Source organism: Candidatus Nitrospira nitrificans, from assembly GCF_001458775.1.
Classification (GTDB): domain Bacteria; phylum Nitrospirota; class Nitrospiria; order Nitrospirales; family Nitrospiraceae; genus Nitrospira_D; species Nitrospira_D nitrificans.
This window is the reverse complement of sequence record NZ_CZPZ01000006.1, coordinates 54,216-65,989: the sequence shown is the minus strand read 5'-3', so window position 1 is coordinate 65,989 and position 11,774 is coordinate 54,216. Positions and strand designations below refer to the sequence as shown.

General features: G+C 56.6%; 11 protein-coding genes, 2 tRNA genes and 1 pseudogene. 9 read left to right on the top strand and 5 right to left on the bottom strand.

Annotated elements, in window-relative coordinates; translation table 11 throughout:
* Nucleotides 1-27: 27 nt before the first annotated feature.
* Nucleotides 28-103 (bottom strand) — tRNA-Ala (locus COMA2_RS05265).
* A gap of 246 nt (nt 104-349) precedes the next feature.
* Nucleotides 350-1,594, bottom strand: a complete 1,245-nt coding sequence (locus tag COMA2_RS05260; RefSeq protein ID WP_217490632.1) for an ISNCY family transposase — start codon at nt 1,592-1,594, stop codon at nt 350-352.
* A gap of 202 nt (nt 1,595-1,796) precedes the next feature.
* Between COMA2_RS05260 and COMA2_RS05255 the strand changes: the two genes are divergently transcribed.
* Both COMA2_RS05255 and COMA2_RS05250 read left to right on the top strand, forming a co-directional pair.
* Nucleotides 1,797-3,113 (top strand): adenylosuccinate synthase, encoded by a 1,317-nt coding sequence (locus COMA2_RS05255; protein ID WP_090895305.1) that lies wholly within the window; start codon nt 1,797-1,799, stop codon nt 3,111-3,113.
* Nucleotides 3,114-3,340: 227 nt separating this feature from the next.
* Nucleotides 3,341-3,416: transfer RNA gene (locus COMA2_RS05250), tRNA-Lys, on the top strand.
* 12 nt (nt 3,417-3,428) lie between these two features.
* Here COMA2_RS05250 and COMA2_RS20670 read toward each other — a convergent pair.
* The gene (locus COMA2_RS20670) at nt 3,429-3,920 is read right to left on the bottom strand and encodes a tyrosine-type recombinase/integrase (protein WP_456236589.1); all 492 of its coding nucleotides are present in this window, start codon (nt 3,918-3,920) and stop codon (nt 3,429-3,431) included.
* A gap of 116 nt (nt 3,921-4,036) precedes the next feature.
* Here COMA2_RS20670 and COMA2_RS05240 point away from each other — a divergent pair.
* The 4 genes and pseudogenes from COMA2_RS05240 to COMA2_RS05225 form a co-directional block, all read left to right on the top strand.
* Nucleotides 4,037-4,607 (top strand): annotated as a pseudogene (locus COMA2_RS05240) (IS3 family transposase); the annotation flags it as partial.
* 306 nt (nt 4,608-4,913) lie between these two features.
* On the top strand, nt 4,914-5,120 hold the full coding sequence (locus COMA2_RS05235; protein ID WP_090895303.1) for a DUF1653 domain-containing protein: 207 nt from the start codon (nt 4,914-4,916) through the stop codon (nt 5,118-5,120).
* A gap of 1,453 nt (nt 5,121-6,573) precedes the next feature.
* A complete protein-coding gene (locus COMA2_RS05230) occupies nt 6,574-6,951 on the top strand; it encodes a hypothetical protein (RefSeq protein WP_090895302.1) in 378 nt (125 codons plus the stop codon).
* A 118-nt stretch (nt 6,952-7,069) separates the two neighbouring features.
* Entirely contained in the window at nt 7,070-7,381 is a 312-nt protein-coding gene (locus COMA2_RS05225) for a hypothetical protein (RefSeq protein ID WP_090895300.1), read from the top strand.
* Between the two features lie 362 nt (nt 7,382-7,743).
* On the opposite strand, the gene tatA is transcribed toward COMA2_RS05225, so the two are convergent.
* Both tatA and COMA2_RS05215 read right to left on the bottom strand, forming a co-directional pair.
* Nucleotides 7,744-8,538 (bottom strand): twin-arginine translocase TatA/TatE family subunit, encoded by a 795-nt coding sequence (gene tatA, locus COMA2_RS20885; RefSeq protein ID WP_175304411.1) that lies wholly within the window; start codon nt 8,536-8,538, stop codon nt 7,744-7,746.
* 109 nt (nt 8,539-8,647) lie between these two features.
* The gene (locus tag COMA2_RS05215) at nt 8,648-9,850 is read right to left on the bottom strand and encodes a M24 family metallopeptidase (protein ID WP_090895299.1); all 1,203 of its coding nucleotides are present in this window, start codon (nt 9,848-9,850) and stop codon (nt 8,648-8,650) included.
* An 82-nt stretch (nt 9,851-9,932) separates the two neighbouring features.
* Between COMA2_RS05215 and COMA2_RS05210 the strand changes: the two genes are divergently transcribed.
* From COMA2_RS05210 to COMA2_RS05200, 3 genes are all read left to right on the top strand, one after another.
* A complete protein-coding gene (locus tag COMA2_RS05210; protein ID WP_139077081.1) occupies nt 9,933-10,403 on the top strand; it encodes a hypothetical protein in 471 nt (156 codons plus the stop codon).
* Nucleotides 10,404-10,525: 122 nt separating this feature from the next.
* Nucleotides 10,526-10,906 carry a hypothetical protein gene (locus COMA2_RS05205; RefSeq protein WP_090895295.1) on the top strand — a complete coding sequence of 127 codons (381 nt, stop codon included), beginning with the start codon at nt 10,526-10,528 and terminating at the stop codon, nt 10,904-10,906.
* 14 nt (nt 10,907-10,920) lie between these two features.
* The gene (locus COMA2_RS05200) at nt 10,921-11,661 is read left to right on the top strand and encodes a gamma-glutamyl-gamma-aminobutyrate hydrolase family protein (RefSeq protein WP_090895293.1); all 741 of its coding nucleotides are present in this window, start codon (nt 10,921-10,923) and stop codon (nt 11,659-11,661) included.
* Nucleotides 11,662-11,774 lie beyond the last annotated feature (113 nt).

Below are 11,774 nucleotides of genomic sequence, written 5' to 3'. Positions count from 1 at the left end.
TATGGAACGGCCGGCACGTGCGAGGTTTGGTGGAGCTGGCCGGGATTGAACCGGCGACCTCGTGAATGCCATTCACGCGCGCTCCCAACTGCGCTACAGCCCCACCCTTGGAGATTCAGAGAGCGAAATTACTATGGAAAATTGAGGCGTTGAAACAATTCGCAGCATGCTAACACGCAGCTGAGAGCCAGTCAACCGACCAGTCGTTGCATCGGAGTTTCATGATTTGAAGAAAGAATTGAATGCGAAGGGCCGTAATGATCATCTGTAGATAGCAAGTGAAGTTGTCCGGTTTTTGTAGCACAGAATCTGCCCGGGACTTTCCTCGAATATTTCCACTGTGCCGAAATTATTTCGCACACCGTTGCTCTGAGCACGACGATTGTCTGGGTACCCGACTCCTGGGTCGGGCTTTGGCAATCGGGGGAAGCCGGGTGGGCTCACGCAATTGCCCCGTCGCATCGTAGCGCGCCACACACCGGGGGCCGTGCAACACCGCCAGCGCGCCCTCCGGATATGCATGAATCCGGACGGTGACCTTCACATAATGGAAGCGGTGCGGGTCAGGTGGGATCTGGAGCCTCCGGCCTTGAGAGCGCACCGTGTTGTCATTCGCGACGACCCGTTCTTCTTGCACACACAGAATCTCCGCAAGGTTCGTCCCGATCCACGGGACCAAGGCCGTCCCCGACTCTGCCGCGGGAACCGCAAACCGCTGGTGGTAGGCCGGGACAAACTGCTCGGTGAGATACCGGTTGGCTGCGGCCATCGTGGTGATCCCCGCCAAGGCCAACTCTTTCGGCAGCCGATCTTGCAGGGTGCGGAAGACGCGCTCCGACCGACCCCGGGCTTCCGGGGAATAGGCGGGAATCAGCGTGATACCCAGCTGCTGTAAGGCGCGGTGCACTTGCGTCGGGCGTGTCTTGTCGCCCCGCCCCCCAGCCGCCTCAGTGTACCAGTAGTGCGAGCCCCGATCGGTATATAGGGAACTGAACAGCCCCTTCGCCTCAATGACCTCCCCCAGGCCCTGGAAACTGCTCATGGTTCCCTCTTCTTCACCGAAGAAGGCCGAATAGATCTCGCTCGTCGCGTCATCCACGGTCACAATCAGATCCCACTGAGAGCCCACCACCCACTCATGCGTGGACCCATCTTGATGCAGCATTATGCCGGGCATCGGTTTGCGAGGCCGCTTCTTGCGATGCGCCCCACGCCGGGGCGCCCGCGCCACGGGTCCCGCCCGTTGCAATCGGTTCTTGGTCCACGTAGAGGACCGGGTCCCGCCATGCTCCGCGTGCCAGCGTTCATGGAAATGTTTGACGGTCCAGCCCGTGTAGCGGCTCTCATACAGCTGCACCATCTGCAGGGCCTCATCGATGGGGACCGCCCGGGCAGAGGCCCGACCCAGCCGTCGACCCTCCAGCCCCTCGATCCCCTCCGTTTCATAGCGCGTACTCCACCGACGGAAGGTCCGTTCTGTTACGCCCAAGAGCTCCGCCGCTTCCACCATCGTCAGTTCTCGGCGCTGTCGCCGGCTATACAGCTCTTCAAATCGCATCTGTCGCACCTCCTGCAGCACGTTCGCCCGTGTCATCGTGGCCCCTCCTTGGGGCCCACCTTAAACCGGACACTTCACGTGCTACACAAATCGGACAGATGATGTGCTATCTACAGGTCGTAATGATCATCTTGACAAAAGAATAGGCTGCACCTACCATGAGGCCCCTTGGCTCTGATCTCCCAATCGGGTCAGAGCCATTTTTTCGCGCTGATTCCAGCAGAAGGTAGCTTGAATTATGGGCAATCTCGTCATTATCGGCGCTCAATGGGGCGATGAGGGTAAGGGCAAGATCGTTGATATCTTAGCCCGGGGCGCTGACATCGTCGTCCGCTATCAAGGCGGCTCCAACGCCGGGCATACCGTGATCAATGAGAGGGGGACCTATATTTTCCATCTTATCCCCTCCGGAATTTTGTACCGAGGGACGACCTGTGTCATTGGCAACGGTGTCGTCGTCGATCCTGGTTCTCTGATCGAAGAGATGGATTTGCTCCAGACTAAAGGCATCACGATCGGCAAGAACTTCGCCGTCAGCCAGCGGGCACACCTGATTCTGCCGTATCATAAAGCGATCGACCGCGCGTCGGAACAGTCCAAAGGGTCACGGAAAATCGGCACGACCGGACGTGGGATCGGCCCCTCGTATGCCGACAAGATGGCGCGGATCGGAGTTCTCATGGGAGATCTGCTGAATCCTCCTCTGTTCAAGAAAAAACTCGAAGAAAACCTTGTCGAGATGAACTGGTTCTTGGAGCGACTCTACAAAGTCGAGACTTTTCAGGTCGAGAAGGTCTTCGCCCAATATATGGGGTATGCCGACCGGCTCAAGAGCCACATCGCCGACACGACGGTCGTACTGAATCGTGCGGTAGCCAAGAACAAGACGGTCTTGTTCGAAGGCGCTCAGGGGACGAGCCTGGATGTGGATTTCGGCACGTATCCTTACGTGACCTCATCCAGTGCCACGGCCGGCGGGGCTTGCACGGGGACCGGTGTCGGTCCGACCATGATTGACGCGGTCATGGGCATTGCAAAAGCCTACTCCACCAGGGTGGGCAGCGGGCCGTTTCCGACTGAGCTGACCGACGAAGTCGGCCGTGGAATACAGGAGCGAGGGAAGGAGTTCGGATCGACCACCGGGCGCGCCAGACGATGCGGCTGGTTTGATGCGGTCGTGGTTCGCCATGCGACAGTGGTAAACGGGCTTACGTCACTGGCTCTGACCAAGCTGGATGTACTCGACGGTTGCAAGGAGTTGAAGCTCTGTACCGGCTACAGATATGGGAGCACCATCTATAAAGATATGCCGGCCGATCTGGACGTGTTGACCGGCTGCGAGCCTGTCTATCAACGGATGAAAGGCTGGACAGCCTCGACAACCGGGGCCACCGCGTACAAGCAGCTTCCGGCGGAGGCCAAGCGCTACCTCGCCCGTATCGAAGAGTTGGCACAGTGCCGAATCGACATGATCTCGACCGGGTCCAAGCGCGCCGAAACGATCATGCTGCGCAATCCCTTGGATTGCTCCCGCCGCCGCCCCAAACGCTCCTGAATAGTCAATGGTCATCGGTCATCCAGGAATGTTAGGATAGTTCGATTGTTTCGTCGTCATCCGACAAGAAAATAGAACTGGTGAGTTGATGTGAGCTGCAGGATGTTGAAAATGGCCGACAACAAGGCCGCAACGCGCGAACATCCGAGGCGTACAATCGTTGGTACGTCGCAGGGTTTGAGCGATGCGAGACACACAGTTGGCGGCCATTTTCAACATCCTGCCGTGAGCCGGTAGCTCAGTCGGTAGAGCATCGCCCTTTTAAGGCGAGGGCCCTGGGTTCGAGTCCCAGCCGGCTCACCATAAATCAACGAGTTAGTCCCTCGTTGCCTCCCTCATCCTGGTTGCTTGTGTCAAATTTGTGCCAATCCGGAATGGCTTTTCGAGCACGCTGAGACCGGCCCGAAGACTTTCCGACGAGTGATGCGCATAGCGTTGCGTCATGTTGCCTGTCTTAAAATCGACATGCTCCCAGTGAAGGTTCAGGATTTCACCTTGGCGCATCCCTGTATTGAGCGCGAACACGATGATGCCATGAAGCCAGGGCGACGAGATCGCCATCAGATGCATCTCTTCCTCAACCGTGAGCCAACGATCCACTTCATTCCGGACTTGCTCTAAGGCAACCCGATGCATGGGATTGGTACGACACCATTCCCATTCGCGAACCGCCAAATTAAACGCATGCTGCACCAGCTGGAGCTCCTTGTTCACGGTTGCCGGAGCGGCTCCTTCCAGGCGCCGTTGGACCTTGTACTCTGCGAACATCTTCGGCGTCATGTGGCCAAGCACCCTCTGGCCAAACATCGGCAGGAGATGCTTGAGAGCTGATTGGTCCCGAATCCCGCTCTTGGGCGCGCTTTGAGGGGCGAGCGTTCTACAAGATAGCGTTGCATCATGTCGTCGAACGTCCGTGCCGACCCTGGCGGCGGAAGGCCTCTGGTTTCCCGCCGGCCGGGACGCAGAACCATTTGGAGCGCGACTTCACGGCTACCGCTCTCAGTACCAAATGGGTCACCGACATCACCTACGTTCGCACGGCCGAGCATTGGCTGGATCTCTGCATCGTGCTGGATTTGTATTCCGGTGTGGTCGTCGGCTGGTCGATGAGTCCACGCCAGGACTGTCACCTCGTGGTTCAGGGCGGTGTTGACGGCTGTGTGGCAACGACCGGGTCGGACGCCGGTCATTCTCCATTCCGATCGCGGCTGCCCGTTTACGTCAGACGAGTACCAGCAATTCTTGGCGGCGCATCACATTACGTGCAGCATGAGCGCCGTCGGCAGTTGTGCCGATAATGCGGCGGCCGAGAGTTTCTTTGGGGTGCTCAAACGCGAGCGCGTGAACCGACGGCAGTATCAGACCAGGGCCGAGGCACGAGCGGATATCTTTGACTACATCGAGCGCTGGCACAATCCCCGGCAGCGGCGGAGGCTGACGTTTCAGCAACAAACAGCGAAACTCTTAACTCAGGTGTCCGTGGAAACAGGGTAGAACCCCTGTGCACACAAAAACATGGGAAGCTTCCGATTTCTTGAGGGGATCATGGAGGACTACATCGCCAGGGTTCGGCCTGCTGCGCAGAACTTTCTATTATGGAAACCGTTCCTCGTCGGCGGAAACTATTAGGAGTGGCGCAAATGGCATTTGTTCTGATAGTAAAAGACATGATCATCAAAGAAGAATTCCAGCTCTGTCATTGGCAGAATTAGGACGCCGCCTATTGGAACACGAGGCTAGATTGTCAGGTAACTGTCAGGTGAGCATTGCAGGTGCCCACACGACGAGGAACAGGCGATCATGATCTCACCAGGGGTTTACCGTCACCATAAAGGCCAGGACTATGAAGTTTTGGGAGTCGCCCGGGATTCCGAAACTGAGGCAGAGTTTGTCGTTTACCGGGCATTGTATGGTGAGCGAGGTCTCTGGATAAGACCGCTTGCCATGTTTATGGAGAGCGTCGATAAGGGAGGCATTTCCGTCCCACGCTTTTCGCGAGTAGATTAGAAAACAGCAGTTCCTTTTGAGTGGATTGAAGCGGTTCTCTTGTGTAAAGAGCCAGCCGCTCGCGGGCATTCTGAAAGCGGTGCAACTGGACGTGGCACGATCAGCTTTCATTATGTCGAAGATTTCATTCGCCAGGTAAAATCATGTAGCGATCTTTCCCTCTGGTCTCTGTGAGCATGCCTTCTTTGACGAACTTGTTAAGTGCCATTGAAGTCCTTCAAGTTCCAGGACGGGCGGCGTACGTGGGAGACTGTATGCAATTGTCGTTTTATGGTCGTCGCTCAGTCCCCGTATAGGAACCAGTCGGGGCAAATCCACCACGATCCATCTCACTCAAGCCCCTGACGCTTGGATCGCTTAAGGAACTCCGGTCTCTCCCCGTGTGGCCGTGGACGCTAGGAAAGATATCGGGAGATGGAGTGAGCCCATGATCATCCTGGGACTTCTCCTCGCGGACCTCCTTGTTCTTTTCGGACGGATTCGGCTCGTCAAACCCGGGCCCGGCTAGTCTGTCTCGGAGTGTACCGGTTGAACCATAGTACGTTGACTGCACTTTGTGGATTAAGGGGCTTCCTATACTCCAGCCCTCTCCGGTGTGCGGCAGTCCCGCAGCTGACGCAAAGACAGGCGCGGCTAACCAAACACCCGTCCATAGCAAACACGTATTGAAATATGTATGTTTCATCGGGTTACTCCTTGCGATTATGTGAACTGCATGCAACGTTACATAAAGATCCTATCCCTGGTTTTCCTCGCCGACTCACGATTTCACTGCAATCTATTATCCCCTGAGTAGAATGATAGGGACTGCCAAACTTGGCTATTAGGAATTCGCCTAGCCGGCGGCGTTCGCGATGAATGCGACAGGGCAGCGACCGAGATCTTGCTGACCGACAGTGAAGCGTTTTGCACTAGAGATGGATAGCCATGGAGAGATCAATAGGGAGAGACAAAGCGAAACAAGTAGTCTGGACTGCTGACGATGCGAGGATTGGGAGGATTGCCGGTTGTTTCAATGACTTCGGCAATCCTCTCTGATATAGGCCCGCCTCGACATTAGGCCTTTTGAGTCTCGGTTCAGCCTGCCTGATCTCGTAATCCACTCCGAGACCTGTAAACGAGTTGCAAACGACACCTACCAATTCCGAAAAGGAAGAGGGGCTACTCCACATCCGTATGGATCGAATCGCCAAGGAAGGCTACAACCTGATCTCCCGCTAAACGCTCCTCGGCGGCGGCTGAATTGCATGTTTTGACGCTCAATCGTCTGAAGTATGCCTGGAGCGCTAGCTCACCTTCTTATTACTGCAACGATTCGGTTCTATTGCCTGAGTTCTTATCGCTCATACCACGGCCATTGACTAAATTTTCTGTCACGACGCCATGCTGGCTTTTGCTAGTCCCACCGTTCGGACAAAACGGGCACCATAATTCAAAATGAAAGGAGTGCAATATGCCTCATACAATGAAATTCTCAGTGTTCCTCTGCGGGCTATTCCTCTCAGGCTGCGCCTTAACCAGTACCGCGCCGAACTTCAACGGTTTGCATAATTTCGACGGCTCCGAAGCGCCAGTGCATATCAATTTGACAAAGGTAGCCCTGCATTTTGGGGTGGTGCTGCCGTTAATCGGGGACGCCAGCCTCGACGGTACGGTGGAGGAGTTCACCAAGGCAGCGAAAAAGGCGGGCGCCGACCGGGTTCGCATCGTCCAATCTGACGAAACTACACTGTGGTGGATCTTTCCACCCTTTTCGTTTCTGTTCACGCCGAAATTTACGAATGTCGCGGGCGACGCGCTCACGCAGCCGCCGACGTGGTGTGCCCAATGAAGGCTCGCCTTCTCGTGTGGCGCTGCCGGCACAGATGCGAACCTCAACCCAAGGTGTATTCCCAGCTCCCGACACGGTTGGCTTATGCGAGGATACGTGAAACCTACAGGGAGGCCATATGAAAACAGGATTACTATCCATATGTGTGGTTGGACTACTGAGCTTCGGACTGGGCGTGACCTACGCCGCAGATTCCCTGGCGGAGAAAGAAGCCACTCCCACCATCAAAGAGCGTCTGACCAAGGATACGATCAAGGGCACGCTCATGAATATCAAGGGAGAGTACTACTACATTAAAGATAACGACGGGAAAGAGCATATGATTCATGTCGACAAGAGTACGAAGTTGGACACGGTAAGACCGGGCGACATGGTCAAAGCTTATGTGACGGACCAGGGTCATACGACGACGTTGCAGCGTGATAATTGAGGTGAAAGGAAGGGGCGCACGTGAGATTCCCCACTCGTGGTTCTCATCGTGGCCATCACCTGTTCGGTGCTGGTTCCTCCGGCTTGGAGTGAGTCCTCCTCCTGACATACAGCGAACCGCAGCCGTCTCCACGATCCTCTAAGGCGGCATTCGCTCTCGGGGGAGAATCGCCGTGGACTTGCCTAGGTGTGGTCGGGATTCTGTGAGTCCACGGCGAACAGTATTTGAATCCGCGACGGACCGAAAGGGCAGCCCGGTAACGCCTACGATCGCGATTACCCGCGGTCCGGCTGAAAAAACGAAAACCCGAATCAGTCATCTCCAAATGAGAACAACCGAATAGGAGGAGGCTCTGATGAGGGTCACGCAGATTTCCGGGGATCTTCTTGCGGCGGGGGTAATTCTTTAGCGGCTTCCATCGATTGTTGAATTTCTTTTTTAGCCGCATCCAGTTCGGCCTGAATCGTATTCATTTGAGGGTCGACGCTGTTGCGGACATCCGTCACGGCTTGCCGGAACGTTCGCACGACCTCTCCGAGGCCTTCACCGAAATGCTGAAGGTCATCGGGCGATACCGCTGCTGATTGCGTGGCTTTGAGCGCGGCCTGTTGCGCCTGTACGCGGGCCACCGCCTCTTTGTTCACAATGGCGGAAGGACGTTTGGCCGCCGGCTTTGTCTCGGAACCAGCCGGTAACGGTGGATACGACGCGTGAGCTCTCGGAGGGGGGGCTGCGGCCCGCTCCTCCATTGATAGCACGGGGCCGGCGGCGGATGCCGAGGCTGGATTCGAGGAAGGGGCCGATGGTCGCTGGGTCTGAAGGCTTGTGTTGTAGAGCAATGAAGCAGTGGTGCCGGGCGTGAGTTCTGGACCAGGGGCATAGGGAGCTAGTGGCCTCGTCGTTGCCGGCGATGATCCCGTGGCCGGTGGTGGAACTGTCGCCGCGATGTTTGTCGGAGTCTGAATCGCCTGTGGGTGCCCGGTTTCTTGTTCGACCTGACCTGAAGCGGGTTGGGGCACATCGGTGACTTCTTTTCGAAAACCTTTCAAGGCTTTGCCGACGCCCTCGCCGATCTGCGGCAGACGACCTGCGCCGAAAATGATCAGCACGATGACGAGAATGAGAATGAGTTCTGAGAAACCCATTGTGCCGAACATGCACGGCCTCGCAGTGATCCGGAGACTGTCCTTGCGGGATGACTGAATCTAGCCGCCCCTCGGACATGGTGTCAAGAAAGGGCTGGAGCGGAACGATCAAACGGAAGCGTCAGAGAAGAGACACAATTTCGGTTTGAAGCGGGAGGCCGTGCACCACGGCTTCTCGATCCGATATATAGACATCAAGCTCACTCCTGATCCCAAACTCTCCCGGCAGGTAGATGCCCGGCTCGATAGAAAAGCAGGTTCTCGGCAGGAGTCGACGACCGTCTTGAGTTTCCAGGTTGTCGATATTGGCTCCATTACCATGGACTTCCTCCCCGATCGAGTGGCCGGTTCGATGAATGAAAAAGTCGCCGTAACCTGCAGCTCGAATCGGATTACGGCAGACATCATCAACTTCCCATCCGCAAGGAAATCGGCCGGTAGCCACCTGCTGGTGGACAAACGACAGTGCCGCGTCGCGTCCGCGTCGAACATGTTCAAAGATCATGCGCTGTTTTGCCGGCACTTCTGTGCCGGTGTAGCCTGTCCAGGTGATATCCCCATAGACCGAGCCCGTTGTCGTTTGTTTCGCCCATAAGTCGATCAGAACCAAATTGTTCCGAGTGATGAGTGAGGAGCATGACGCCGTCGGTCCATAATGGGGATCGGCACTGTGGGCATCCACCGCGGCAATCGGAGCGCTGGACGTCGTCATGCCCGCATCGCGAATACGCGAGAGAACGAATTGCTGCAGATCATATTCGGATATCCGACGTTCGTGGGTGACACAAGACGCCACATGGGCGAAGGCCTCATCGACGATGTTTCTGAGCGCCGTCACGGCGTACCGATGGGATTCCAGTTGCGCATCCGTCCACACTGCCTCGAATCGTTGGACGAGATCGGCTGAGGTGATTACCTCAAGCCCGAAACTTCTGATCAACTCGACGGTGCCGGCGTCCACTCGAGACAGATAGGGAACCGCGTTGAACGGTGAGTACTGCATGACGATTCGCTGTCGGCCCCGCAGCAGGGACGCCAGTATCGTATGTTGGTGTTCCCATGAGACGTACTGCCGGACTTGGCCGGGTAACTCATCCAGCACATGTGGTTCAATCCTGTGAAGGAGTTTGACCGGTTCCCCCCTTGTCGGGATCCAATAGTACCAGCGCCGAGTGACATGCCGGCTCGGATCAAGGAGCAACACTCGATAGGCGAGCGGGTCGCTGCCGCGAAAGTCATAAAAAAGCCACCCATCAACGGTGTCCATATCTCCGAGGGCGTCTTGGATCGCAACGATCCGTGAGTGATGGGCAGTGTCGCTCATGGGGTATCCATCTTAGCCTTGGGGTACAGAGGCGTCAATCAAGCACCGGGTCGCCGTGTGAATCATGGTACAATGGCGCTCCATGGTTCCGGAATCAACTCGCGACGTCCCCTCTTATCGAGTCACGTTCTTCTTCGGGCCAGAGCCGGTCGAGGGGCGCCCCGACGTGCTGGCCTGTGTGTTCAACGTGAAAAAACGGAGTTGGAAAGCAGGCATTCAGATCTCCGTTGAGATGAGCACCGACCAGCTGGCGGGGCTTCAACAGAAGATGCGTCTTGCCGATCGACTTGCGAAGAGTCTGATGGCACTCGATCCCCAGGAGCGTCCTCACTATCAAGAACGCATGGCGGATTGCTTTGCGCAAGCTGTTTGTTGGTGCAAGTTGGATCTCAGGCTGCAAGCGGGTATGGCCCAAGAAAGTCAGCGAATCCAAGCCGATGAGTTGGCGATCGAATTGGATCGCGAAGCCGGCAATCGCGTCGACTATGTTCTCGCCTATATCTTGGGAGAGTTGGATCTGGCCCCTGATCGTTCGTTGCCGTCTTCCTGTTGATGTCGCGGCCTGTAGGGGGGTTGCATTCAGCGGCGAATTTGTTATAACGCATGCCAGGACTCGTGTATGATCATTCATGCATCCCATCGTTGTGGATGTGAAAAAGGAAGGAGGCGCTGCACGTGAGACTCCCAATCGTGGTTCTCATTCTTGTCATCACCTACTGTTCGATGCTTGTCGCTCCGGCCTGGAGTCAGTCGTCGTCCGCCGATACACAGCAAGGGACGGCTTCCGGGGCCGGCATGGGAGCTGCCTCAGCTGCCGCCACGATCTTGTATTTCCCGTTTAAAGCCGCATTTGCCATCGGGGGTGGAATAGTCGGCGGTCTTGCCTATGTGTTTTCGGGATTCAGTGAGCCAACGGCGAAAAGTATCTGGGTCCCCAGCATGTACGGCACCTACGTCATTACTCCGGAGCATCTCAGCGGCGATCGCCCGGTACGTTTCCTCGGTGTCGCTGCCGAAAATGAGGGAACCTCCGTCATGCCTGCTCCGACGAACTAGCCCGCGTATTGAGTATGAAGCCTGTCATTGGCGTGACCCCAGACTTTAATGCCGGTGACAGGAAGGATATGGGCGGGCGTGAGCCGACCTACTTTTTGCGGGCTCGCTACATTCGGGCCGTTGAAGAACTCGGCGGTATTCCTCTGATCCTTCCTCTCATAGCGGAACCATCTGCCCGGCGGCGGCTTCTTGACGGTGTCGATGGGCTGCTCCTCACCGGAAGCGGACCGGACCTTCCGCCGAGTCTCTATGGCGAGCGACAGCGTTACAAGTTTCCGCTGGTGAGCGAACGCCGCGCCGATTTTGAGTTGGAGGTAGTCCTTCAGGCCAGGAAGCGGGATCTTCCTTTGTTGGGAATCTGCGGAGGAATGCAGGCGGTCAATGTCGCCTGCGGAGGAAGCCTGTATCAGGACATTCCCGCGCAAGTCCCCGGTGCGTTGGATCATCGTCAAACAGCGAAGGCGATCCATGTCGCTCACCCCGTGACCGTGGTGCCTAAGAGCCTCTTGAACAAGGTGGTCGGAAAGAGAACGCTCATGGTGAATAGTTCCCATCACCAATCGGTCAAGACAGTGGCTCCGTCGCTCCGCGCAAGCGCCATGGCCCCCGATGGAATTATCGAAGCGATCGAATCCCCCGCACATCGATTTCTCCTCGCTATCCAATGGCACCCCGAATTCTTGTTCGAGCGGCATGCGGTCCATCGGCGGCTGTTTGAAGCCCTGCTCCGCGCGGCCCACCGGACGCGTGCATGATCTCTCAGGACCGTTCCAGCACCCACTGCCGACTGGTTCCGTGGTCCCCTGGCCATACTTTGATCTCAGATGGAGCCGCGGCCTCGTGACCCCATCACCGCGAATTCCGGCAC